Source organism: Sterolibacterium denitrificans, from assembly GCF_900174485.1.
Taxonomy (GTDB): Bacteria; Pseudomonadota; Gammaproteobacteria; order Burkholderiales; family Rhodocyclaceae; genus Sterolibacterium; species Sterolibacterium denitrificans.
This window is the reverse complement of record NZ_LT837803.1, coordinates 1,158,358-1,182,557: the sequence shown is the minus strand read 5'-3', so window position 1 is coordinate 1,182,557 and position 24,200 is coordinate 1,158,358. Positions and strand designations below refer to the sequence as shown.

The 24,200-nt window shown below is 66.2% G+C and carries 15 protein-coding genes; 4 read left to right on the top strand and 11 right to left on the bottom strand.

What is annotated here, in order from left to right:
- The first annotated feature begins 59 nt into the window (after positions 1-59).
- Positions 60-2,360, top strand: coding sequence for a Tex family protein (locus tag SDENCHOL_RS05385; RefSeq protein ID WP_154716304.1), 2,301 nt, complete (start codon positions 60-62; stop codon positions 2,358-2,360).
- A 60-nt stretch (positions 2,361-2,420) separates the two neighbouring features.
- Here SDENCHOL_RS05385 and SDENCHOL_RS05380 read toward each other — a convergent pair whose 3' ends face one another.
- The gene (locus SDENCHOL_RS05380; RefSeq protein WP_154716303.1) at positions 2,421-2,903 is read right to left on the bottom strand and encodes a VOC family protein; all 483 of its coding nucleotides are present in this window, start codon (positions 2,901-2,903) and stop codon (positions 2,421-2,423) included.
- A complete protein-coding gene (gene lgt / locus SDENCHOL_RS05375) occupies positions 2,900-3,685 on the bottom strand; it encodes a prolipoprotein diacylglyceryl transferase (protein ID WP_154716302.1) in 786 nt (261 codons plus the stop codon). Before lgt ends, SDENCHOL_RS05380 begins: the two co-directional genes overlap by 4 nt.
- A 94-nt stretch (positions 3,686-3,779) precedes the next feature.
- Here lgt and ilvD point away from each other — a divergent pair, with 94 nt between their 5' ends.
- Entirely contained in the window at positions 3,780-5,639 is a 1,860-nt protein-coding gene (gene ilvD, locus SDENCHOL_RS05370; protein WP_154716301.1) for a dihydroxy-acid dehydratase, read from the top strand.
- A 203-nt stretch (positions 5,640-5,842) separates the two neighbouring features.
- Here ilvD and SDENCHOL_RS05365 read toward each other — a convergent pair whose 3' ends face one another.
- A complete protein-coding gene (locus SDENCHOL_RS05365; RefSeq protein WP_154716300.1) occupies positions 5,843-7,936 on the bottom strand; it encodes a tetratricopeptide repeat protein in 2,094 nt (697 codons plus the stop codon).
- A gap of 433 nt (positions 7,937-8,369) precedes the next feature.
- On the opposite strand from SDENCHOL_RS05365, the gene xseA reads away from it, so the two are divergent.
- Positions 8,370-9,710: an exodeoxyribonuclease VII large subunit gene (gene xseA, locus SDENCHOL_RS05360; protein ID WP_154716299.1), complete on the top strand. Its 1,341-nt coding sequence runs from the start codon at positions 8,370-8,372 to the stop codon at positions 9,708-9,710.
- A 126-nt stretch (positions 9,711-9,836) separates the two neighbouring features.
- Positions 9,837-10,421, top strand: coding sequence for a superoxide dismutase (locus SDENCHOL_RS05355; RefSeq protein ID WP_154716298.1), 585 nt, complete (start codon positions 9,837-9,839; stop codon positions 10,419-10,421).
- A gap of 132 nt (positions 10,422-10,553) precedes the next feature.
- Here the strand turns inward: SDENCHOL_RS05355 and SDENCHOL_RS05350 are convergent, their stop codons facing one another.
- From SDENCHOL_RS05350 to SDENCHOL_RS05315, 8 genes are all read right to left on the bottom strand, one after another.
- A complete protein-coding gene (locus SDENCHOL_RS05350) occupies positions 10,554-11,009 on the bottom strand; it encodes a type II toxin-antitoxin system VapC family toxin (RefSeq protein WP_231913012.1) in 456 nt (151 codons plus the stop codon).
- Positions 11,009-11,272 carry an AbrB/MazE/SpoVT family DNA-binding domain-containing protein gene (locus SDENCHOL_RS05345; protein WP_154716296.1) on the bottom strand — a complete coding sequence of 88 codons (264 nt, stop codon included), beginning with the start codon at positions 11,270-11,272 and terminating at the stop codon, positions 11,009-11,011. Before SDENCHOL_RS05345 ends, SDENCHOL_RS05350 begins: the two co-directional genes overlap by 1 nt.
- 178 nt (positions 11,273-11,450) lie before the next feature.
- On the bottom strand, positions 11,451-12,461 hold the full coding sequence (locus SDENCHOL_RS05340; RefSeq protein ID WP_154716295.1) for a restriction endonuclease: 1,011 nt from the start codon (positions 12,459-12,461) through the stop codon (positions 11,451-11,453).
- A 224-nt stretch (positions 12,462-12,685) separates the two neighbouring features.
- On the bottom strand, positions 12,686-13,660 hold the full coding sequence (locus SDENCHOL_RS05335; RefSeq protein WP_154716294.1) for a helix-turn-helix transcriptional regulator: 975 nt from the start codon (positions 13,658-13,660) through the stop codon (positions 12,686-12,688).
- Between the two features lie 36 nt (positions 13,661-13,696).
- On the bottom strand, positions 13,697-15,862 hold the full coding sequence (gene recD, locus SDENCHOL_RS05330) for an exodeoxyribonuclease V subunit alpha (RefSeq protein ID WP_154716293.1): 2,166 nt from the start codon (positions 15,860-15,862) through the stop codon (positions 13,697-13,699).
- Positions 15,859-19,632 carry an exodeoxyribonuclease V subunit beta gene (gene recB, locus SDENCHOL_RS05325; protein ID WP_154716292.1) on the bottom strand — a complete coding sequence of 1,258 codons (3,774 nt, stop codon included), beginning with the start codon at positions 19,630-19,632 and terminating at the stop codon, positions 15,859-15,861. Before recB ends, recD begins: the two co-directional genes overlap by 4 nt.
- Entirely contained in the window at positions 19,629-23,195 is a 3,567-nt protein-coding gene (gene recC / locus SDENCHOL_RS05320; protein WP_154716291.1) for an exodeoxyribonuclease V subunit gamma, read from the bottom strand. Before recC ends, recB begins: the two co-directional genes overlap by 4 nt.
- Positions 23,188-24,105: a 5'-nucleotidase gene (locus SDENCHOL_RS05315; RefSeq protein ID WP_154716290.1), complete on the bottom strand. Its 918-nt coding sequence runs from the start codon at positions 24,103-24,105 to the stop codon at positions 23,188-23,190. Before SDENCHOL_RS05315 ends, recC begins: the two co-directional genes overlap by 8 nt.
- Positions 24,106-24,200: the final 95 nt, after the last annotated feature.

Genomic DNA, 24,200 nt, shown 5'->3' with positions numbered 1-24,200 from the left:
CCACCCACTCCGGTAATGTCCCCGCCCTTTGTTTGCACAACTGCAGGAATAGCGCTCACATGCTGCCCCCGATTCCCGAACGCCTCGCCGCCGAACTCAACGTCCGCCCCCAACAAGTCGCCGCCGCCGTCGAGTTGCTCGACGAGGGCGCCACGGTGCCCTTCATCTCGCGCTACCGCAAGGAAGCCACCGGCGGCCTCGACGACACGCAGATGCGACTGCTCGAAGAGCGCCTCGGCTACCTGCGCGAACTGGAAGAGCGGCGCGTGGCCGTCATCAACAGCATCGAGGAGCAGGGCAAGCTGACGCCCGAGCTGCACGCCGAAATCCTCGACGCCGACACCAAGCAGCGCCTCGAAGACCTCTACCTGCCCTACAAGCAGAAGCGCCGTACCAAGGCGCAGATCGCTCGCGAGGCCGGCCTGGAGCCGCTCGCCGACGCGCTGCTGGATGACCCTCAGCTTTCGCCGGATGCCGAGGCGGCGAAGTACATCGACGCCGACAAAGGCGTGCCCGACGTCAAAGCCGCGCTCGACGGCGCGCGGCAGATCCTGATGGAGCGCTTCGCCGAGGACGCGCAACTCCTCGGCGAGCTGCGCGAGCGCCTGAGTGACGAGGGCATCGTGGTATCCGCCGTCGTCGCAGGCAAGGAGGAAGCCGGCGCCAAGTTCCGCGATTACTTCGACTATTCCGAGGCGATCCGGGAAATCCCTTCGCACCGCGCGCTGGCGCTGTTCCGTGGCCGCAACGAGGACGTGCTGCGCCTCGCGCTGAAAATGCCGGAGGAATTGCAGGAGCCGCCGCTGGCCAGCCCCTGCGAGCGCCGCGTCGCCATGCGCTTCGGCATCCGCGACGAGCAGCGCCCCGCCGACCGCTGGCTGCTCGAAACGGCGCGCTGGGCGTGGATGGTGAAAATCTCGCTGCACCTCGAACTCGAACTGATGAACGCCCTGCGCGAACGCGCCGAGGAAGAAGCGATCCGCGTCTTCGCGCGCAACCTGCACGACCTGCTGCTCGCCGCACCCGCCGGCCCGCGCGCGACGATGGGCCTCGATCCCGGCATCCGCACCGGCGTCAAGGTCGCCGTCGTCGACGCCACCGGAAAGCTGCTCGACACCGCCACCGTCTACCCGCACGAGCCGCGCCGCGACTGGGACGGCGCGCTGCATACGCTGACGCAACTGGCGAAGAAGCACCGCGTCGACCTCATCAGCATCGGCAACGGCACCGCCTCACGCGAAACCGACAAGCTCGCCGGCGATCTCATCAAACTGCTGCCCGAGCAGAAGATCAGCAAGATCGTCGTCTCCGAAGCCGGCGCCTCGGTGTATTCCGCCTCGGAACTCGCGGCGAAGGAATTCCCCGACCTCGACGTATCCTTGCGCGGCGCCGTCTCCATCGCGCGCCGTTTGCAGGACCCGCTGGCCGAACTGGTGAAGATCGATCCGAAGTCCATCGGCGTGGGCCAGTACCAGCACGATGTCTCGCAGACGCATCTGGCGCGCGCGCTCGATGCCGTCGTCGAGGACTGCGTGAACGCCGTCGGCGTCGACGTGAATACCGCCTCGGCGCCGCTGCTCACGCGCATCTCCGGCCTCAACACCGGACTCGCCGCCGGTATCGTCGCCTACCGCGATGCCAACGGCCCCTTCCCCAGCCGCGCCGCACTGATGAAGGTGCCGCGTCTCGGCGAGAAAACGTTTGAGCAAGCGGCCGGCTTCCTGCGCATCAACGGCAGTGAAAACCCGCTCGACGCATCGAGCGTGCACCCCGAGGCCTACCCCGTCGTCGAGCGCATCCTTGCCGACATCAGGAAGGGCGTGCGCGACGTGATCGGCGACATCGCGCTGCTGAAGAAACTCGACGCGCGCAAATACACCGACGAGAAGTTTGGATTACCAACGGTGCAGGACATCCTCAAGGAACTCGAAAAACCCGGCCGCGACCCGCGCCCCGAGTTCAAGAGCGCGACCTTCCGCGACGGCGTCGAGGACATCAAGGACCTGCAGCCCGGCATGCTGCTCGAAGGCGTAGTCACGAATGTGGCCAACTTCGGCGCCTTCGTCGACATCGGCGTGCACCAGGACGGCCTGGTACACGTCTCCGCGCTCGCCAACCGCTACGTCAAGGACCCGCACGACGTCGTCAAAGCCGGCGACGTGGTGAAGGTCAAGGTGCTCGAAATCGACGTCAAGCGCCAACGCATCGCCCTGACCATGCGCCTGGCCGACGCTCCGAAGGGGGCCGCCTCGGGAGGTGAAACGATGAAGGGTGGCAGCAAACCCGCCGCGCGGGCGCAACAGCGTGAAGCGGAACCAGCCGGCGCGATGGCCGCGGCTTTCGCCAGACTCAAACGCTGATGTTCGACTCCCCTGCCGCACGCCCGCAGGACACTGCGGCAGGAATCAAGGGATATTTCTTCAGCCCGCCAGCCTGGCGAAAGCGTCGATGACTTCCGGCGGTGCCTGCACCAGTTCGATCAGCACGCCTTCGCCGGCAATCGGGAACTGCTCGTTGGCCTTCGGATGCAGGAAGGTGATGTCGTAGCCGGCCGCGCCCTTGCGGATGCCGCCCGGCGCGAAGCGCACGCCTTGCGCGGTGAGCCATTCGACGGCGACCGGCAGATCGTCCACCCACAGGCCGACGTGGTTCAGCGGCGGCTCATGCACGGCCGGTTTTTTGGCCGGGTCGAGCGGCTGCATCAGGTCGACCTCGACCTTGAACGGGCCGCTGCCCATGGCGGTGATGTCCTCGTCCACGTTCTCCTTCTCGCTGACGAAGTTGCCGGTCACAGTGAGGCCGAACATGTCCACCCACAGGCGGCGCAGGCGGTCCTTGGAGGGGCCGCCGACGGCGATCTGCTGGATGCCGAGGATCCTGAAGGGGCGTTGCGTGTTGCTCATGCTGTTTTGCTCCTGCGCAAAAGGAAGTAAAGGCCGAGCAGGATCATCGGCACGCTCAGCCATTGACCCATGCTGACGACATAGCTGTGGCCGAAGATGCCAGCATCCGGCTCGCGGAAGAATTCGCCGATGGAACGCATGACGCCGTAGCCCAGCAGGAAAGCGCCGGAGAGCTGGCCGTCGCGGCGCGGCTTGCTGGCATACCACCAGATGATGCAGAACAGCAGGATGCCTTCGAGGCCGGCCTGGTAAAGCTGCGAGGGATGACGCGGCAGGTTGTCGACGTTGGGAAAGACCATCGCCCAGGGCAATGAAGGATCGGCCGCCCGGCCCCACAGTTCGCCGTTGATGAAGTTGCCGATGCGCCCGGCGGCCAGGCCCAGGGCCGAGAGCGGCGCGATGAAATCGGTGACCTGCAGGAAGCGCTTCCGCTTGCGCCAGGCGAACAGCGCCATGGCCGCGATCACGCCGATGAAGCCGCCGTGAAAGCTCATGCCGCCTTGCCAGATGGCGAAGACCTGGGCGGGATGCGCCAGATAGTAAGCCGGTTCGTAGAACAGGATTTCCCCCAGCCGGCCGCCGATGATCACGCCGAAGACGCCGTAGAACAGCATGTCGTCGACATCCTGCGAGGAGATGCCCAGATCCGGCCGATGATTCGCGCGCCAAGTGCCCAGCGCCAGGAAGGACAGGAAAGCCACCAGATACATCAGGCCATACCAGTGCACGGCGAGCGGTCCAAGCTGGATGGCGATGGGGTCGAACTGCGGATGGACGAGCATGGGCGCTACCCGAGTACGCTAAAATCGCCATTCTAACTTAGAGCGGCAGCCGGCCTGAATGGCAGGCTGCCGTTTCCCCCTTCTGGAGATCGTCATGCCCGCATACCGTTCCCGCGCATCCACCCACGGCCGCAACATGGCCGGCGCCCGCGCCCTGTGGCGCGCCACCGGCGTCAAGGAAGGCGATTTCGGCAAACCCATCATCGCCGTGGTGAATTCCTTCACCCAGTTCGTCCCCGGCCACGTGCATCTGAAGGACATGGGCCAACTGGTGGCGCGCGAGATCGAAGCGGCCGGCGCCATCGCCAAGGAATTCAACACCATCGCCATCGACGACGGCATCGCCATGGGCCATGCCGGCATGCTGTATTCGCTGCCTTCGCGCGAACTGATCGCCGACTCGGTGGAATACATGGTCAATGCCCATTGCGCCGATGCCATGATCTGCATTTCCAACTGCGACAAGATCACCCCGGGCATGCTGATCGCCGCGATGCGCCTGAACATTCCCACCGTTTTCGTTTCCGGCGGGCCGATGGAGGCCGGCAAGGTGAACTGGCAGGGTAAGACCATCGCCATCGATCTCATCGACGCCATGATCAACGCCGCCGACGATGCGGTGAGCGATGAGGACGTCGCCAGTTTCGAGCGCTCGGCCTGTCCGACCTGCGGCTCCTGCTCGGGCATGTTCACCGCCAACTCGATGAACTGTCTGACCGAGGCGCTGGGGCTGTCGCTGCCCGGCAACGGTTCGCTGCTGGCCACCCACGCCGACCGCAAGCAACTGTTTCTCAAGGCCGGCCGCCTCGTCGTCGAACTCTGCCGGCGCTACTACGACCAGGACGATGCCAGCGTGCTGCCACGTTCGATCGCCAGCTTCCCGGCCTTTGAAAACGCCATGAGCCTGGACGTGGCGATGGGCGGCTCCAGCAACACCGTGCTGCACCTGCTCGCCGCCGCCCGCGAGGCGCAGGTCGAATTCACCATGAAGGACATCGACCGCATCTCGCGCAAGGTGCCCTGCCTGTCCAAGGTGGCGCCGGCCACGCAGGATTACCACATGGAAGACGTGCATCGCGCCGGCGGCATCATGGCCATCCTCGGCGAACTGGATCGCGGCGGCCTGCTGCGCACCGACCTGCCGACGGTGCATAGCAGGACGCTGGCCGAGGCGCTGGCCACCTACGACGTGCAGCGCAACCAGGATGCCGCGCTGCATGAATTCTTCCGCGCCGCGCCCGGCGGCATTCCGACGCAGACCGCCTTCTCGCAGGAGCGGCGCTATCCCACGCTGGATATCGACCGCCAGCAAGGCTGCATCCGTGACGTCGAGCACGCCTACACCAGGGAAGGCGGGCTGGCCGTGCTGTTTGGCAACATCGCCGAGAAGGGCTGCATCGTCAAGACCGCCGGCGTCGATGAAAGCCTCTGGCAGTTCGCCGGCACGGCGCGCGTCTATGAAAGCCAGGACGACGCCGTCGCCGGCATCCTCGGCGGCGAAGTGAAGGCCGGCGACGTGGTGGTCATCCGCTACGAAGGCCCCAAGGGCGGGCCGGGCATGCAGGAAATGCTCTACCCCACCTCGTATCTCAAATCCCGGCATCTGGGCGCGGCCTGCGCGCTGGTCACCGATGGCCGTTTCTCCGGCGGCACCTCCGGCCTGTCGATCGGCCACGTCTCGCCGGAAGCGGCGGCGGGCGGCGCCATCGGCCTGGTGGAAAACGGCGACCGCATCGAAATCGACATCCCGGCGCGGCGCATCCATCTGGCGATCGACGACGCGGAACTCGCCCGGCGCCGCCAGCGCATGGATGAGAAAGGCGACGACGCCTGGCGTCCGGCCGACCGCCAGCGCGAAGTCTCCGCCGCGCTGCAGGTCTATGCCGCCACCACCACCAGCGCCGATACCGGCGCCGCCCGCGAAGTCTCCCAGTTGCCCAAGCTCTGGCGCTAATGCCGTCATTCCCGCGCAGGCGGGAATCCAGCGGCATGGACTACTGCCCGACGAAGAGCGCATCGTCGTCATTCCCGCGAAAGCGGGAATCCAGTACGTACCTGGGTCCCCGCCTGCGCAGGGACGACAAATGTGTGGTTTTTCATGTGTCAATCAGCGTGCAACACTACGCTAGCACCTGTAGAAACTACCGGCGCAACGGACTAACGCGACCCAAACAATTCAGGCAACTCGGCCAGCCCGCTCTGCGCGGCGGCGTGGCCAAGCTGGGCCGCGCTGCGCAGCCATTTCATCGCCAGCCGCGGGCTGCGCGCGACGCCCGTGCCGCGCAGGTAGGCGCAGCCCAGTTCATATTGCGCCTCGACATGGCCCAGGGCGGCCGCCTTGCGCAGCCAGCGCGCGCCCTCGCGGGCGTTCTGCGCACCGGCCGCGCAGCCCTGCCCGTGCAGCAGGCAGTAGCCGAGGCTGTACATGGCATAGGCATCCTCGTGCTGCTCGACCGCCTGCTCGTACCAGCGCAGCGCCTCGCGGTGATCCTGCCGGGCGGGAGGCGCCCCCGCCCCGTAACCGAAGTAATACAGATCGCCCAGCGCGATCTTGGCCTCGAACAGGCGCGCCGCCTTGCGATACCAGGTCATTGCCTGCAGGTCGTCGCGGGGCACGCCGTGGCCATGGCGATAGCATTCGCCGAGCATGAAGGCCGCGCGGCGGTGGCCCAGCTCGCCGGCCTTGCGATAGTAGTCCGCCGCCTCGCTGGCGCGTGACGGCGCATCGGCCGACGCCTGCAGCAACTGCTCGGCGCGGGAAAAACAGTAACGCTCCAGCTCGCCCAGCGCCGGCTGCCAGCCCGCATCCGCCGCCGCGCGCAGGAAGCGCTCGGCCTGCGCGAAATCCGCCGCCACGCCGATGCCGCGCAGCAGGCAGCGGCCGTATTCCGCCATGCCGTGCGGATCGTTCGCCTGCGCCGCCGCGCGATAATGCTTGGCCGCGGCGACGGCATCCTGCGCCACGCCTTCGCCCTGTTCGTAGCATTCACCCAGCCATACCCGAGCCGTCACGTCGCCTCCCGCGGCGGCCCGCCGATACCAGACCAGCGCCTGCGCCTTGTTTTCGGTAAGGCCGTCGCCATTCCGGTAACAGTGCCCCAGCTTGCGCTGGGCCTGGGCGTGCCCCTGCCGCGCCGCCCGGCGGTACCAGCCGATCGCCTCGCTCATGTCCTGCGCCAGGCCGCCGCGTCCGAAGGCATGCCACTCGCCCAGCTCGTATTCGGCTTCGCGATTGCCCTGCTCGGCCGCGCGCCGATACCAGCCCAGGCCCGCCTGGAGATCGCGCGTCACGCCGACGCCAAACACACAGCACTGACCGAGCAGGAACATCGCCCCGGCCACCTGCTGACGCGCCGCCGCGCGAAACCAGCGCATCGCCTCGGCGCCATCCTGCGCCGCGCCCTCGCCGGCATACAGGCACATGCCCATGCAATACATCGCCTGCGCATCGCCGCCCTCCGCCGCCGCGCGCCACAGGCGCAGGGCTTCGCGCCGATCGCGCTGCACGCCGCGACCGAAGAAATGGCAGCGCGCCAGCAATTCGTGCGCGCCGAGATGCGCATGCCCGGCCGCCAGGCGCAACCAGCGCGCCGCCTCATCGAAATCGCGCGGCGCAACGTCGGGCAGCCCGAAGTAATGGATGCGTCCCAGCCAGTACTGGGCCAGCCGCGCCGTCGCCCCGCCCTTGGCCGCCGCCTGGTGAAACAGCGCCAGCGCCTGCCGGCCGTCGGCGGCCACGCCGTGTCCGTGCAGCAGGCACAAGCCCAGCCAGGTCAAGCCGCGCAGGTCGTCGCGCGCGGCGGCCGAGGCGAACAGCCGCGCCGCTTCCGGCAAATCCACAGGCAGGCCGAAACCGTTGTAGAGCAGCCAGCCGAGCACGGCCGCACCGGCCGCGCAGTCGTGCTCGGCGCTCAGCGTCGCCCAGCGCACGGCCTGCGCCGGCGATTTTTCCGCGCCGCCTTCACCGGCGGCATGGCGCCAGGCCAGCTCGGCCTGGGCCTGATGATTGCCGGCCTGCGCCATGCGCTGCAATTCCAGCAGCGCCAGCGCCTGCCAGAAATCATCGACCGAACCCAGCAATTCGACCGCCTGCGCCGCGCCCCGCTCGATCAGGCTGCTGTCGAGCGCGGCATGAAAAATGCCGAGCAGCGTGCCGGCCCGCAGCGGCACCAGCGCGTCCGCCGATCCGCTGGATGGCTGGGCGGCAGCACTTGCGACTCGAAGCGCACGGCTGGAGGAGCGTTTTTGCATGGGAGGCGAGCTTACCGGAATTTGGATTCGTTTGAGTTCGGCTTGCGCGGGTGACGGACGCTCCGCCAAAATACCCGCCGCGGCCCCTGATTTTCCAGACCGCCGGCAACGCTCGCGGCCCGCCTTTTTCACCGCTGCGACTATCCACAAAATCTGTGGATAAGTTTGTGAATGATACGTGGCAAAGATTGCTAAACTCGCAGGCTATAAGCGTTTTTCTTGCATCGCCTAAAAATTAGGCTGTCAAAATTACCTTTAATTATCAATAAGTTGATCGCAAAGCCTTATCCTGCCTAGGCTTTTTGTGTCAAGCCCCGGTGTACGCCGCACGCATCTGTGGCTTTTTCTGAATCCGACCGGCGAATCCAGGCTTTGTCAATACCTTTTTTCAGCAACGGCGTCCTCCTTGTGTCCTCCCACATCCTCATTGCCAATGTTCGATGACGTACTCAGCGTGACGGCCCTGAATCGTCGCGCCCGCGAGCTGCTGCAGCAGAATTTTCCCCTGCTGTGGGTGGCCGGTGAAATTTCCAACCTGACGCGGGCAGCCTCCGGGCACGTCTATTTTTCCCTCAAGGACGAAGCCGCCCAGGTGCGCTGCGTGATGTTCCGCAGCCGCGCCCAGCTCATCCCCTGGCGGCTGGAAAACGGCCAGCAGGTCGAAGTCCAGGCCAGCGTGACGCTCTACGAAGCCCGTGGCGATTTCCAGCTCAATGCCGAAGGCATGCGCCGCGCCGGCCTGGGCAAGCTCTACGAAGCCTTTGCCCGGCTGCGCGAGCGGCTGGAAAACGAAGGACTCTTCACCGCCGAGCGCAAACGCGCCCTGCCGGATTTTCCGCGCCGCATCGGCATCGTCAGCTCGCCGCAGGCCGCCGCGCTGCACGACATCCTCACCACGCTGCGGCGACGCGCACCGCATCTGCCGGCGATCCTCTATCCATCTCCCGTGCAGGGCGAGGGTGCCGCCGAGAAGCTGGCCGACGCCATCGACACCGCCGCTACGCGTGCCGCCGCCGACGGCATCGACGTGCTGATCGTCGCGCGGGGTGGCGGCAGCATCGAGGACCTGTGGGCCTTCAACGAGGAATGCGTGGCGCGCGCCATCGCCGCCTGTCCACTGCCCGTGATCTCCGGCGTGGGTCACGAAACCGACGTCACCATCGCCGACTACGTTGCCGACCAGCGCGCCGCCACGCCTACGGCAGCCGCCGAGCTGGTCAGCGCCGGCTGGTTCGATGCGGCCGCCCGGCTCGATGCGCTGGCCGCACGCCTGCGCCAGCACCTGAGTCGCCAGCTCGAAGCGCGCATGCAGCGCATCGACCTGCTCGGCCATCGTCTCATCCATCCCGGCCAGCGTCTGGCGCACGACCGGCAAAAGCTCGCCCTGCTGGCCACGCGCCTGCGCGCTGCCATGCGACAGCGCCAGCAGCAGCACGGCACCCGGCACGAACACTGGCGCCTGCGGCTGGCCCGCAGCCGTCCCGAACTGAGCGATACCCGCCGCCGCATCGAACAAGCCGCCCAGCGCCTGCAGGCCGGCAACCGGAACCGCCTGACCAGCCGCCGGGCGCGACTGGCCACGCTCGCCGCCAGCCTCGCCGCGCTCAGTCCCCAGGCCACCCTGGCGCGCGGCTACAGCATCGCGCGCGACAGCCAGGGCCGTCTGGTGCGCGACAGCCGGCAACTCCGCAGCGGCGAGCGCATCGCGCTACACTTCGCCAGCGGCAACGCCGCCGTCCGGGTGGAAGACATCAGCCACGGAGACGCCAATTGAAGCGAAACCAATATACTCAGGCTTAAAATATTCAACCCGCCGGTACTTGTCAGACCAGTCTATTCCGACTAAACTGGTCAAGTTTTCGCGGCTACCCGCCGCCGCCCACCTCACAAGGAGACCCACATGGAACACACCCTGCCCCCGCTGCCCTTCGCCATGGACGCCCTGGCGCCGCACATGTCGAAGGAAACCTTCGAATACCACTACGCCAAGCACCACCAAGCCTACGTCACCAATCTCAACAACCTGATCAAGGGCACCGAATACGAGAACCTCGACCTCGAAGCCATCGTCAAGAAGGCCCCGGCCGGCGGCGTGTACAACAATGCCGCCCAGGTCTGGAACCACAGCTTCTTCTGGAACTGCCTGAAGCCCAACGGCGGCGGCGCCCCGAGCGGCGCGCTGGCGGCAGCCATCGACAAGAAGTGGGGCTCCTACGATGAATTCAAGAAAGCCTTCCAGACCAGCGCCGTCGGCAACTTCGGCTCCGGCTGGACTTGGCTGGTCAAGAAATCCGACGGTTCGGTCGACATCGTCAACATGGGTGCTGCCGGCACCCCGCTGACCACCGGCGACAAGGCCCTGCTCTGCGTCGACGTCTGGGAACACGCCTACTACATCGACTACCGCAACCTGCGGCCGAAGTTCGTCGAAACCTTCCTCGACAAACTGGTCAACTGGGATTTCGCGGCGAAGAACTTCGGCTGAGAATCCTGCGGATTCGTTTCGCGAGAATAAAGTCGTAATTGAAAATGGGCACCGTCGGGTGCCCATTTTTTTCGTGGCCAGCCTCTATAGTAAATATGTTGAACTGGAATTGAGCCTCGGCCTTGGGATCGGCTATGCGCCCCCGCTCAAGGCGGTTTCCAGGTGCAGGATTTCCATTTCCGGCAGAGAGCGCAAAGCGGCATCGTTGGTCACGAACAGGTGGCAGCCGGCCTGGCGAGCTGCAGCCAGATGCACGGCGTCGGGCAGACGCACGGACAATCGGGCACGCAGACTGGCGGCCGATTCCCAAGTGGCCTGAGTAATTGGCACCAGCATGAATGGCTGACGATCCGCCAGCATCTGCTTGTAAAGCAGCACTTGTTGCGCCAACTGATCGCGCAGCGGCTTGACCAGCACCTCGGCGAGGGTGATTTCGCCGGTCACGCCGGTGATATCACCCATCGCAACAGCGTTCATCAGCGGCTCCAGCACCGGACGATAACGCTCGACACCTTCGACGACGTAGATGAAGCAGTTGGTATCGAAATAGACCCGACTCCCCCGGTAGTGGGACAGGACGTCCTCCATCACGCCGGGCGTTCCCATTCGTCGCGCAATGCCCGGACATGCCGGTCGATCTCGCCTGCGCTGGTCGTCTCGGCACCTCGTCCCAGCCCCCAGAAGTGCATGGGGTGGCACTGATCAAGCCGCGTCGCCCGCTGCGAACAGACGACAAAGGCGTCGCCAACGATACGGATATCGAGCAATTCGTCAGTGCGCAAACCAAGCTGGCGGGCCACTTCGGTAGGAACGGTCATTTGCGATTTTTCACGCAGGCGGGTGGTCGTCATGGCAACCCCTCAAAAAGTTGGAAAATTTCAGTAAAGTAGGAATGTACGCCCTGACTGAGCGCGAATCAAGGATATGAGCAAAACCTCAGCGGCGGCAGCAGAATAAACAAGCCGATGACATTGACCGGCAAGAGCACTCGCACGGCGGCGCAACCACGGACGCCGGAGAGACTCACTCTCAATACCGTTCAGCGGCACGCACTCTCAGCTTCTGCCGGCAGCGCGGGTAGTTATGGCAGCCCCAGAAATCAGGCCGCCCATTCGTGCCAGACACACGCCGCATCTTGATGCCGCAGGACGGGCATGTAGGCGTGCGGAAATCCCCGTCAGTAGCGAAAACAAGTAGTGTTTGCCGGTCAGACTCGGGCAAGCGCCGAATCATGGCAAGCAACATTTCGCCATTGATCAGGGTGATGTGATTGCTTTGTGCAAACGCCTTGGCTTCTTCGGTGAAGTTGCCAGAGGCCATGAAGCATGCTTTCTCGATCTTCTCGTGAGCCATCACGCCCAGCAGTTCGCGCACGGGCTTGATGCCGACATTCCGCTCGCCCCAGGCCTTGCACTGGACAATCGAAGTCGGCTTGTCAGCGCTGTCCTGATAGAGCCTGATGTCGATACCGCCATCGGGGCCAAGCGGTGTGGTTTCGCTCTTGATGCCCTTCAATGCGTAGAACTTCTGGCAAACATCCTCGAAACGTTTCCATTCGAGGTCGCGCAACAGTTCGATACTCCATTCGGCAGACTTTGCGGTCGAAGATACGCCGGCAATCGAAGCCTCCCATGCTTCCAATACGCGATCCTGTTTGGGCTCTGCCCGTCCCTGAACGCCGTACTGCGCAACCCGGGATTGCCATCCGCCGTCCGCTTGGGTGCCGGCGGCAGATTTCGTTGATTGCCAGTCAGCCAGTTTCGCCGGCTTCGGCGCAGAAAGCTTTTCGCGAACCAGCGACAGCAGGCCGATGAAGAAAAATACGCCAGAGAGCAGCCACGCCAAGCCCGACAGCATCGAGGCCAGCGGCTTCAAGATGGCATTGGATACGGCGCTGGATGCAGCACTGGATGCAACGTTGGGCGGCTCGATCCATTTCAGCGCCACAAGCACGAAAATCCCGAGAGCAACGCTGATCCACCAAGGCGCCTTGAACAGCGTCTCGATGGGAGCTTCTCTAGTTCTGCGTCGACGTGTCATGGCGAACTCGATCAAAGACCTTCGTAGTAATGGCGAATCTTCTGCGCCATCAGTTGTCGGCGCGCGTTCAAGAAGGCATCGAAGTTTGACTCATCCATTCCGAAGCCGCCCCGGGAATACAGTGTCTCAATTTCCCCTCGCTTGCATTTACGTAATGCGTTGATTATGTCAGGCCACATGTTCAGCACTTGATTCCCACAAATACTTACAGCGCCGGCTTCTCCTCAATACCTCCCCGTCGCCATCTGCAGCCGCTCGGCGATGAGTGCGCGCAGGCTGGGTGGCGCCAGGACTTCCACTTCAGGGCCGTATTTCAGTATGTCCATCAGCAGTTCGGCGGCGTTGCTGTAGGGGATTTCCAGAATGTAGCTGCCGTCCGCCTCGAAGCGGGATTTTTGTTCGTCGTGCCAGGTTTCGTGCGCCGTCCAGCGTGCCTGCCGGGGGGTGAATCTGAGCGTGGCCCACTCGACTGCGTGGCCGGCGTAGATGCCGTAGCCGGCGCCGAGTGCGGCATCCAGTGCTGCGTCGGGGATTTCCCGCGCTGGCTGTTCGAGCATGCGCGCGGCGCGGATCGCGTCCATGGAAAACGTCCGGATCGCTTCGCGCAAGTGGCACCAGCCATCGAGATACCAGTTCTCCTTGTATCTGACGATGCGCTGGGGCGAAATTTCCCGGCTGACGATGGCATCCAGCCCGCGGTCGTGGTGCTCGATGTGCAGCCGTTTGCGCATCAGAGTGGCGTTGGCGCATGCCTCGAAATGTTCGGGCTTCAGCCGGCGCGGCGTGGCCGCAAGCAGGCGCACGCGCTTGCGGATTTCCGCCGGGGTGTGGCTGGACTGGCCGAGCAAGCGCTCCAGCCGCTGCCTGAGCGGCGCAATGTGTGGCCCCAGCAGGCCAGGCTGGATGGATTCCAGCAGATGCTCGATGCTCAGCAGGGCGTTCAGTTCCGAGGCGTTGAACCACATCCCCGGCAACTCGTGCTGCCCTTGCCCGGCGAGGCCGGTCGGCTTGTCGAGTCGATAGCCACCCAACTCGGCGTCATACACCACCGGCGCATGCAACTGGCTGCGCAGGAATTCGATGTCGCGCGTCAAGGTCGCCCGCGACACTTCGAGAGCGTCCTGCAAGTCCTTGCGGGCGATGCAACGGCGGCTTTGCAGCAGTTGATGCAGCTTGTAGATACGGTCGGCTTTTTTCATGGGTATGCGACGCAGATGATGGAAAACGCTAGCGCTTCAGGTATCCGCATCATCCGCCACCCCGGCAAACAGCCCGCCCGAGCGCTGTACCGTGCGCATGGCGGCTTCATCGAGGCTGCGCTGACCGCCGCAGCAGAGCAACGAGAAGCGGCGCTTGCCGCGGGTGATGCCGGTGTAGAGCAGTTCGCGCGTCAGCACCGGGCTGCGGCCGGGGGGCAGGAGCAGGGCGCAGTGGTCGAATTCCGAACCTTGCGATTTATGCACCGTGAGCGCGAAGACGGTTTCCGCGGCCTGCAGGCGGCTGGGCAGCACCCATTGAATGCCGCTGCCATCAGCCCTGGGGAAGGCCACGCGCCGCCCCCATGCGAGCTGGCCGCTGCGCCCGTCGCGCACGGGGCAAGCCAGCGTGATGCCGATGTCGCCGTTCATCAGGCCCAGCCGATGATCATTGCGGGTGACCAGCACCGGACGGCCCGGATACCAGGGGTCGAGTGGCGTGGCAGATGCGGCGGCGTTGAACGGTTCGATCAGGCCGCGTCTGGCCAGCAGGGTTTCGATGCGCCGGTTCATGCCCTCGACGCCGTAAGCGCCACTGCGCAGGGCGCAGAGCAACTGGAAGCGCCCTTGCGCCCGCAGCGCCGCGCGCGCCCAATCGTCGAACGCCTGCTGATCCGCGGTCAGCTCGGGACGTTCGTCATGGACGATGCGCAGATAGCCGGCGATGCCGCCATCGTCACCGCCATCACCCAGCAACAGCGCCGCCAGACGTTCGTCTTCCAGACTGCCCAGATCCAGACGCTGGATGTCGGCGCAGGCCTGCGTCCAGACCGCGCGGATTTTTTCCGGCTGGCCGGCATTCACCGCGGCGGCCAGCCGGCCGATGCCGCTGCCGGCGGCGAAGCGGCGGCTATCGCGCAGCATGACGATGTGTTGATCGAGCGCCGTGCCGTTTTCATCCAGCAAGGAGGACTCGATCTTTTCGCCGGTCAATGCGGCGATCCAGTCTGCCGTCGCGGGGCGGAAGTGGCCTTGCCGGGCGCGGCGGCACAATTCGCCGAGCACCGAACCCGCCTCGACCGAAGCCAGTTGATCCTTGTCGCCGAGGATGATCAGGCGGGCCTGCGGCGGCAAGGCGAGCAGCAGCGCCGCCATCATTTCCAGATCGACCATGGAGGCTTCATCGACGACCAGCAGATCCAGCGCCAGCGGATTACGGGCATCGTGGCGGAAGCCCCGGCTGCCTGCGCCCGGCCCAGGCCGCGTGCCCAGCAGGCGGTGCAGCGTCGTCACTTCGTCGGGAATGCTCGCGCGCAGCGCCGGGGTGTCCTGCACGAAACCGGGCAACTGGTCGATGGCGCCGGCGATGGACGCCTTGAGACGCGCCGCCGCCTTGCCAGTGGGCGCGGCCAGGGCGATCCGCAGGGGACGCTGCGTTCCGTTCAGCGCGAGCGATTGCAGCAAGGCCAGCAGGCGCACCACGGTGGTCGTCTTGCCCGTGCCCGGGCCGCCGGTGATGATGCTGAAGGCGCTGCGCGCCGCCACGGCGCAGGCGATTTTCTGCCAGTCGGTGCGCGTTTCGCTGCCGTCGGCAGCCGGCGCCTGCGTCTGGGTGGGCGGGAACAAGGCCGCCAGGCTCGCACGCAGTTCGACTTCCGGCAGCGCGCCAGCAATCTCCGTCTGCATGCCGCCGCTGATGCGCTGCGTGATCGCCGCCTCGACCTGCCGCTCGTAGCGCCAGTAGCGGCGCAGGTACAGGCGCTCGCCGACCAGCACCAGCGGCGTGCCGTTTTCTGCGGCGGCGTTGTCTTCGTCCGCCTCGCCGAGCGTTTCCACCAGATCCGTCTGCCGCAGCCGCGCGCGCCAGTCGTCCAGACTCAGGCCGGCCAGCAGGTCGCCCGGCTGCGGCGTGTGTATCTGCTCCGCAGCGGAAAGGAAAGCGTAGCCATCCTGCTCCGGCGGCAGCGACAGGCTCATGTAGGGATCGGCCAGCACATTGCCCAGATCCAGGCAGGCATGGCCGCGCCCCAGTTGGTGGCTGACCAGGGCCGTCGCCAGCATCAGCGCAGGCGGCATCGCCGGCACTTCGGCGGCGAGAAAGCGCACCAGGGCGACGTCCAGCGCGCGCAGCCAGCCGCGCGCCTGCCAGTCGTCCAGCAGCGCAAGCATCTGCTGCGAACTCATGTCTGTCAGCCGGACGCTCATGCCGCCACCTCGCTGCCGCCGTCGAACAGGGCGTCGAGTGCCGTCATCAAGGTAGCGGGCGGACGCTCGAAATGCACGCCCGCCGTCGCCGCACCGATGCCGCGCACGAACAGGTACAGCGCCCCGCCGACGTGCCGCTCGTAGTCGTAATCCGGCAGCCGCGAACGCAGCAGGCGATGCAGGGCGAACAGATAGATGACGTACTGCAGGTCGTAGCGATGGGCGCGAATCGCCTCGTCCATGTTGGCGGCGGTGTAGTGTTCATCGCCCTCGCCCAGCCAGTTCGATTTGTAGTCCGCCACGTAGTAGCGCCCCTCATGCTCGAACAGCAGATCCATGTAGCCCTTGAGCATGCCGTTCAGCGACTGCGCGCCGAGCGCGGGGCGCGGCCGGCCGCCCAGAGTCTGCCGGATGACGAGCGCATCCAGACGCGACAGATCGACATGGCGGGCGGGCAGCCAGAATTCCATTTCCGCCCGGACGCTGCGCAGGCCGTCGAGGCGCAGGGAAGCGGCAGCCGATGCGCCCAGCGGCAGCGGCGTGGTCAGCAGTTGCCGCAGCCAGTCCAGCAGCGGCTCGATCCAGGCATCCCAGCCGCGCACCTGGCAGCGCCGGGCGATCATGTCGCGCAATTCGTTTTGTTGATTCTGTTCATTCTGCTGCGCCAGCACCGTGCCGAAACCGGCATGGGCCACCCACTCCAGCAGCTCGTGCAGGAAACTGCCCGCGTCCGGCCCCTTGAAAAAACCGTGCATGGGTGCGGCCGGGCGTCGCTCCGGCATGACCGCCGGCGGAATTTCACGCAGGCTTTCCAGCAGATTGTCCGCCTGCGGCGTATCGTCCAGCGCGCCCAGCGCCATCCCTGCCGGTTCGGCATGGCCGTCGATGCGCAAGGCGGAATAGCTGCCGATCCACCAGTATTCGCGAACGGCGCGTTGCAGGCGGCAGGCTGCCGCCGTCCGCGCGGGCCGTGCCGGCGCTGAAAAATGCGTCATGTCGCTGTGCGGCGCGTCCAGCACCTGCAGACTGCCGGACGGCGCCGTCGCGGCGATCTCCTGCGACCGCTGCAAATACTGCGCAGTCGTCAGACCTGGCGCGCCGTTCAGGCCGAACAGATGACCGATCGCGCTCGGCGCATTGCCCTTGATCGACGCCAGCCCCAGCCAGGTCAGGTAGCGGGCGCGGGTGAGCGCCACGTAGAGTTTGCGCACGTCCTCGGCCAGGCGCTCCCGCTCGGCCCGTTGCAGGACTACGGCATCCGCCTGCAGGGCGAGCTGCAATTCGCCCCGGTCGTCATGCCACTTCAGCGGCACGTCGGTATTTTTCACCGCCCGCGCTGCGCAGATGAAGGGCAAAAAGACCAGCGGATATTCCAGTCCCTTGGACTTGTGGATGGTGACTACCTGCACCAGATCGGCATCGCTTTCCAGACGCAGCCGCCTGCCTTCCTGCTCGCCTTCGGGAGCCGCCAGCCGCTCGGCCAGAAAGCGCAGCAAGGCATGCTCGCCTTCCAGCGTGGCGCTGGCCTGCTGCAGGATTTCCGCCAGATGGAGAATGTCGGTCATGCGGCGCTCGCCGCTCTGTTCATCCTGCACGTCCTGCGCGTCCTGACCGAGCAGCCGTTCGCCGCAGCCGAAGTCGAACAGTATCCGCCGCAGCATGGGCAGCACCCCGCTGCGCTGCCACAGTTCTCGATACGCCTTGAACTGCACGACCCGGGCTTCCCAGGCTTGCTCGTCCTGATTCAGGGCATCGAGTCCGGCAAAGTCCAGGCCCAGGGACGGCGTGGATAGCGCGACGCGCAACAGATTGGCATCGTCCGGCTCGGCGCAGGCCGCCAGCCAGCGATAGACCTCCAGCGCCTGCGGCGTGGCGAATACCGTCTCCCGGTCCGACAGATACACCGAGCGCACGGTGCGGCGCGCCAGCGCCTGACGGATGCTGGCGGCCTCGTTGCGGTTATTCACCAGGATGGCGATGTCGCCCGGCCTGAGCGCGCGCAGCGGCGCAGCCGCATCACGCCCGGCAAAGCCGGCCCGGCCGGCCGCACCCTGGTTCAGCCAGGCCACGACCTGCGTCGCGCAAATCTCTGCCAGGCGCTTGATGCAGGCATCCTTCGAGTCACCCGCGGCATCGGACGCAGCGGATGCCACGGCCAGTTGCAGGGCGGGCAGCGGCTGGTCGGCAACCTGGAAATCATCCTCGCGCCCCTGGGCGGCGACTGTCAGGAAGGGCAACGGATTGTCGAGATTGCCCGCATCGTCCGTCCTGCGGAAAAGAAAGGCACCGGGGCCGGCACCCGCCGCCTGCTCGACCCGCCCGAAGCAATGATTGACCGCCTCGACCATGGCGCGGGTCGAGCGGAAGTTTGTACCCAGGGTATACAGCCGCCCGGCGACGGCCGCGCGGGCCTTGAGATAGGTATAAACATCCGCGCCACGGAAAGCATAGATCGCCTGCTTGGGGTCGCCGATCAGGATCAGCGCGCAATCCTGGCGGTTCTGCGCAATCGCGTAAATGCGATCGAAGATTCGGTACTGGACGGGATCGGTATCCTGGAATTCATCGATCAGGGCGACGGGAAACTGCCGGCGGATCACCGCGGCCAGCCGCTCGCCCCGCGGCCCGCGGAGCGCCTTGTCCAACCCGCGCAGCAGATCGTCGAAACCGATCAGGGCGCGGCGTTGCTGGACGCGCTCGAATTCATCCGCCATCCAGTGGGCGGCATGCTGCAAAAGCGCGGCGCGGGGTTCCGGCAAGCCGCCCAGCGCCTGCTGCAGCCGGACAATTGCGGCGAAGGCCGGATGCGCCGGCGGCTGGCCGTTTTTCCAGGCCTCGGCGATGCCCACGGGCGTCAACCGCTCCCAGCCCTTGCCCAGTTTCGGCGTCTGGCTGGCCGGATCGGCCGCCCAGGCGGCCAGCTCGTCCAGCCAGTTGGCGTAGTGATTCGCTTTCAGTTTCTGGCCGTTGATCGAACCGCCCGCCCTGGCCTCGTCGAAGATCTGGCGCAATTCGTCCACCCATGCGGCCCAGGGTTGCTTGAGTTCTTGCAGGCGCTGGCGTCTTTCCGCCGCCATCTGGCCGATGACGACGGCCGGCGCCTCGGCTGCCGGCAGCAGGGCGACATGGTCGAGCAAGGGCTTGGCGGCCCGCTCCAGCTCGGCGGGCGTGCGCCAGCAGGCCATGACCTGGCGGCTTTCCTCCAGCGTCAGCGGATAGTAGAAATTGCGCCAGTAATCCCGCGCCACTTCCGCGCGCAATTCGTCCTGTTCGGTCTCCAGCTTCTGCTTGAAGTCGCTCTGGCTGTCGAAGGCGTGCTCGCGCAGCATGCGATTGCACCAGCCATGGATGGTGGAAATCGCCGCCTCATCCATCCACTCGGCGGCCAGTTCCAGCTTGCGCGCGCAGGCCGGCCATGCCGCCGGCGCGTATTCGGCACGCAGTTGCCGCAGCAGATCGGGCTGCGCCGCCAGCATGCCGGTTTCGGCTTCCTCGCGGAAACAACGCGCGGCTTCCGCCAGGCGGGCGCGGATGCGCTCGCGCAGCTCCTGCGTCGCCGCCTCGGTGAAGGTGACCACCAGAATTTCCGGCGGCGTCAGCGCGCCGGCAGACTCGTCATGCTGGCCGCCATGCCCCAGCACCAGCCGCACGTACAGCATGGCGATGGTGTAGGTTTTGCCGGTGCCGGCGCTGGCCTCGATCAGATGACTGCCACGCAGCGGCAGGCGCAGCGGCGCTAGCGAAGAAATGATTTGATCGGGCAGATTCATGTCGTCTGCGGCGCAGCGCCGACATGCCTCATCAGCGGCGCGTAAAGATCGGCGCAAAGCTGGCTGAAGCGGCCGTTCGACCAGAGCAGGGCGAAGTTCGGATAGCACTGCTGCAGATACGCGCTTTGTCCGACCTCGCCATGGCTGTTGTAGCCACCCTCGTAGCGGCTGCGGGCCGCGCCGACGGCCGCCTGCGCGCAATCCTCCAGCGGGCCATGACAAGGCCGGCCCTGCTTCTCCAGCCAGGCAAAGCCGGTTTTTGCCGCCAGCGGCAAGGGCTCGCACAACCCGCCGACATAGGCGTCGACCAGCGCCGAGAAATACTCCCGGGCCAGCTCGGGCGCCAGCGGCTGGAGCTGCACCAATCCGTTCTTGCCGATGATCAAACTGGTCATCGGCAAGAACGGCTCGGCCAGATGCGCGGCCAGATGCAGCACCCAGGCCGCCAGCAATTTGTCGCGCCGGTATTTTTCATCGTCCAGCAGATTGCTGGAGTTGAGTTCGATCCGGCAGGGCTGGCCGGCCGCGTTGCCGTAGCAGTGCGTGATGCTCCCTTCGACGAGCAGCGTTCCGCCGGCATGCGTTTGCTGGTATGCAAACGGCTGATCCGCCAGCGGCAGCGGCCAGTCGGCCAGCGCCCTGGCGCGCAACTCGAACATCCGGTCGAGCGGCTCGGTCAATGCTTCGGCAGTCAGCGCCGCCATGCTGCCGATGGGCAGCTCGCCACAGCGGCGGATGCGCGCCAGTTGCCGCGCGACGGCCTGCGCCTCGTCCCGGCCGGCTTCCACGGCCTCCAGCCGGGCCTGGATCAGGCGATCCTGCAGCGACCACTGCGCCAGACCATCCACGCTGAACGGCTCGTAATCCTCGCTGTCCGGCGTGTCGGTTTCGTAGCGGATATCCAGCCGCTCACGGTAAAAACTCCTGACCGGATCCTTGAGGAAAGCCGCCAACTGCCGCAGCGTGATGGCGGCATCGAAGCCGGGCGGCGGCAAGGGCGCATCGGCGGCTTGCATGCCGCCTGGCGGCGCTCTTTCTCCGCGTTCCCCACGCTCCCATTCGCGGGCATAGGTGAACAGCGCGGCAGTCGGCGGCTCGCCGCCGAAATAATCGCTGCTGAACGGCTGCAGCCGGTGCTCCACCGTGAGCGCGGCCAGCAGCGCGTCGGCATCATCGCCGTTGCCAGCCAGCCGCCAGCACGCGACGAGATGATCGCGCAACTGGCTGACCAGCACCGAGGGCGGACGCGGGCTGTTGTCGTGGATGCTGCGCCCCACCCAACTGATATGCAGTCTTTCGCGGGCCGAGAGCAGGGCTTCGAGGAACAGGTAGCGGTCATCCTCGCGCCGCGAGCGGTCGCCGGGACGCATGTCGCGCGCCATCAGATCGAAATCCAGCGGCGGCCGCGCGCGGGGAAACTCGCCGTCATTCATCCCCAGCAGGCAAACCATGCGATACGGAATGGCGCGCATCGGCATCAGCGTGGCGAAGGTCAGCCGGCCGGCCATGAACGGCCGGCTCAGGCTGGCTTGATCCAGTTGCGCCAGCCAGTGCTCGCGCACGACGGCCAGCGGAATTTCCTCGTTCAATCCGGCGGCGGCGCAGGCATCGACCCAGTCGCCCAGGCTGGTCTGCAACTGCAGGAGCAGCAGCGCGTCCTCGGCGCTCTCGGCATGGAAGAAATCGCCCAGCAGCGCCTGCAGGCGTTCGACCCAGACGGCCGGCAGCGCGGGCGCGGCCAGTTCCAGCGCCAGCGCTTCGAGCCGGCGCAGCAGGCAGGCCAGCGGGCCGACCAGGGCCGCGCTCAAACCGCTCACTTCGCCATACGGCTCGATGTCGCGCCAGGCAGCCGCCGAAAATCCGCCGGCACTGCCCTCGCCGCCCACAGCATAGCCCAGCAGCATGCGCTCGAGTCCGTGCTGCCAGGTGTTCTGCGCCTGCTCGTGCGCGGCGAGGCCCGGCATGAATTGCGCGCGCCGTTCGGCATTCAGTCCCCAGCGGATGTTGCTCTGGCGTATCCAGCGATGCAGCAGGGGCAGGTCGCCTGCCGCCAGACCGAAGCGCTGGCGCACGGCCGGCACGTCCAGCAGATCGAGCAGATCGCTGACCGCCACGCGCGACTCCGGCAGGCCCAGCAGAAACTCCAGGGCGAAGGCCAGCGACGCCCGCCGGCGCTGCGCCTGGTCGGCGATGGAAAACGGCAGGTAACGCGCATCGCCGGCTTCGATCTGGCCGAAGACGGCTTCGATGTGCGGCGCGAAGGCATCGACATCCGGCACCATCACGATGACGTCGCGCGGGCGCAGCGTCGGATCGGCGGCGAAGGCGGCCAGCAACTGGTCGTGCAGAATCTCCACTTCGCGCTGCATGCTGTGCGCGACATGGAAACGCAGCGAACGATCCGCCGCAGGATCGACCGCCGGCCAGCGCGCGCGCGATTCGGCCACGCTGCGCAACAGGCGGATGTCGTCCTGCAACTGGTTCAGCAGCGTCGTCTCGCCGTGGCTTTCGAACACGTCGATACGCTCGCCGATGCGCTCGAACTGCCGGCGGTAGCTTTCCGGCTGATCCAGCACGTCGAGCAGGGCCAGGTAATCCCGCCCCTGCCGTCCCCAGGCGGCGAGCAGCGGATGGACATGCAGATGCAGGTCCTCGGTGGCCAGCGCCTCGGGCAGACCGGCCTTGCGCCTGTGGCGCGCGCTGCGCCGCGCATGATCCTTTTCGGCAAGCAGGTCGCTCCAGAAATATTCGCAGGGATTGTGCACGCACAAAATCACCTGGCTGAAGCGCGAGATGGCCAGCAGCACTTCCAGCGATTGCCGGGGCAGGGACGACAGGCCGAACACCGAGATGCGCCGGGGCAGCCCGGCCGGCCGCGTCTGCAACCCGGCGGCCGCTTCGAGAAAACGCCGATGCACGGCGGCGCGGCCGTTGCTGCCGTCACCGCCACCGGACTCGCCCACGTCCACCAGCAAGGCACGCCAGAGCAGCGGCTGCCAGACCTGCCCGGGTTCCAGCGGGCGCGCCTCGTTGCGGCTGTCGATCAGCACGTCCTCCCCCCTGGCCCAGGCATCCAGCCAGTCGGCGCGATACACCTGGTATTGGTCAAACAGATCGGCGATCTTCTCCGCCAACTGATGGCGCTTGCGCAGATCGGCGTCGCCGGCCAGAAACTGCTGCAACGGCTCGTAGCCCGCTTGCCGCGTCAGTTCGGGCAACAGACGCAGCAGACGCCAGACCAGCAGGGCCTTGTCGAAGGCGGAACGCTCGGGCACGGCATCCGCGCCCAGCACGGCGCGATAGGCGCGCCAGACGAAGCGGGACGGCAGCAGCATGTCGAACGCGGCGGCGATGCCGCAGCCCGCGCCGGCATCGCCCTCCCCAGCCAGCGCCAGCTTGAGCCACTGGGCGATGCCGTTGCTCTGCACGAGCACGGTTTCATCCTCCAGCGGCGCCAGCGGATGCGCCTGGAACCAATGCACCAGCAACTGCCGCAACAGCTCGGGCTGGTTGCCATGCACCACCATGAAGCCGCTGGGCAATGGGCTTTCGCTGTCAGGCATGGCCCGCGTCCCTGGACTGATTCTTTATCCCCGACGGCACGTGCCCCGTGCCGACGAAGCCGCGCGCCGAATCGCAATGAGGCCACTGGTCGTCGAAAAAGATGTCGGCGCCGAAGCTTTCCAGGAAAGCGCCCTTGTCCCTGCCGCCGAGGAACAGGGCCTCGTCGATGCGCACGCCCCAACTGCGCAGGGTGCGGATCACCCGCTCGTGCGCCGGCGCGCCGCGCGCCGTGACCAGGGCGGTGCGGATGGGCGAATCGGCAGCGGCATAGTCGGACTGGATTTCATGCAGCGCCGCCAGAAAAGGCTTGAACGGACCGCCGGGCAGCGGCTCATCGCGACGCGCCACTTCGTTGCGGTTGAATTCGCCCAGACCGTTTTCCTGATAGATGCGCTCGGCCTCATCGGAAAAAATCACCGCATCGCCATCGAAGGCGATGCGCAATTCGGGATGGCGCGGCGTGCTGGCCGAATCCGGCAGGATGGTGGCCGCCGCGATCCCCGCCGCCAGCGCCTCGCGCACGTCTTCCGCATGCGCCGAGAGAAACAGTTGCGCGCCGAAATCGTGCAGATAACGCCAGGGCGCACGGCCGCGGGTGAATGCCGCGCGCTCGATCCTCAGGCCATGCGCCTCGATGGAGCGGAAAATCCGCAGCCCCGTATCCGCGCTGTTGCGCGAAGTCAGCACCACCTCGATGCGCTGCGGCTGCGCCGGGGTATTCAGCGCCAGCAGCTTGCGCACCATGGCATAGGCCACGCCCGGCGCCAGACAGACTTCCTCATTGGCGATCTGATAGCGCGCGTAGGCTTCCTCGCCCGCCTCCTCGAAGATGCGGTTGCTCTCTTCGAGATCGAACAGTGCCCGCGAGGACACGGCCACGATCAGTCTGGCGGGAGGTTGCTTGCTCATGATCTGCTCTCGTTGGTGCTGGCGATGCCGTTGCCGGGCATGTGGAAGACAGGGATGCAGGACAGGATACGAGGCCGCAGGCTCAGGAAATGAGC

What these genes read in the sequence shown, in the direction of transcription:
- SDENCHOL_RS05385 (WP_154716304.1), top strand. Translation starts at nt 60, where the DNA reads ATGCTGCCCCCGATTCCCGAACGCCTCGCCGCCGAACTCAACGTCCGC.
- SDENCHOL_RS05380 (WP_154716303.1), bottom strand. Translation starts at nt 2,903, where the DNA reads ATGAGCAACACGCAACGCCCCTTCAGGATCCTCGGCATCCAGCAGATC.
- lgt (WP_154716302.1), bottom strand. Translation starts at nt 3,685, where the DNA reads ATGCTCGTCCATCCGCAGTTCGACCCCATCGCCATCCAGCTTGGACCG.
- ilvD (WP_154716301.1), top strand. Translation starts at nt 3,780, where the DNA reads ATGCCCGCATACCGTTCCCGCGCATCCACCCACGGCCGCAACATGGCC.
- SDENCHOL_RS05365 (WP_154716300.1), bottom strand. Translation starts at nt 7,936, where the DNA reads ATGCAAAAACGCTCCTCCAGCCGTGCGCTTCGAGTCGCAAGTGCTGCC.
- xseA (WP_154716299.1), top strand. Translation starts at nt 8,370, where the DNA reads ATGTTCGATGACGTACTCAGCGTGACGGCCCTGAATCGTCGCGCCCGC.
- SDENCHOL_RS05355 (WP_154716298.1), top strand. Translation starts at nt 9,837, where the DNA reads ATGGAACACACCCTGCCCCCGCTGCCCTTCGCCATGGACGCCCTGGCG.
- SDENCHOL_RS05350 (WP_231913012.1), bottom strand. Translation starts at nt 11,009, where the DNA reads ATGGAGGACGTCCTGTCCCACTACCGGGGGAGTCGGGTCTATTTCGAT.
- SDENCHOL_RS05345 (WP_154716296.1), bottom strand. Translation starts at nt 11,272, where the DNA reads ATGACGACCACCCGCCTGCGTGAAAAATCGCAAATGACCGTTCCTACC.
- SDENCHOL_RS05340 (WP_154716295.1), bottom strand. Translation starts at nt 12,461, where the DNA reads ATGACACGTCGACGCAGAACTAGAGAAGCTCCCATCGAGACGCTGTTC.
- SDENCHOL_RS05335 (WP_154716294.1), bottom strand. Translation starts at nt 13,660, where the DNA reads ATGAAAAAAGCCGACCGTATCTACAAGCTGCATCAACTGCTGCAAAGC.
- recD (WP_154716293.1), bottom strand. Translation starts at nt 15,862, where the DNA reads ATGAGCGTCCGGCTGACAGACATGAGTTCGCAGCAGATGCTTGCGCTG.
- recB (WP_154716292.1), bottom strand. Translation starts at nt 19,632, where the DNA reads ATGAATCTGCCCGATCAAATCATTTCTTCGCTAGCGCCGCTGCGCCTG.
- recC (WP_154716291.1), bottom strand. Translation starts at nt 23,195, where the DNA reads ATGCCTGACAGCGAAAGCCCATTGCCCAGCGGCTTCATGGTGGTGCAT.
- SDENCHOL_RS05315 (WP_154716290.1), bottom strand. Translation starts at nt 24,105, where the DNA reads ATGAGCAAGCAACCTCCCGCCAGACTGATCGTGGCCGTGTCCTCGCGG.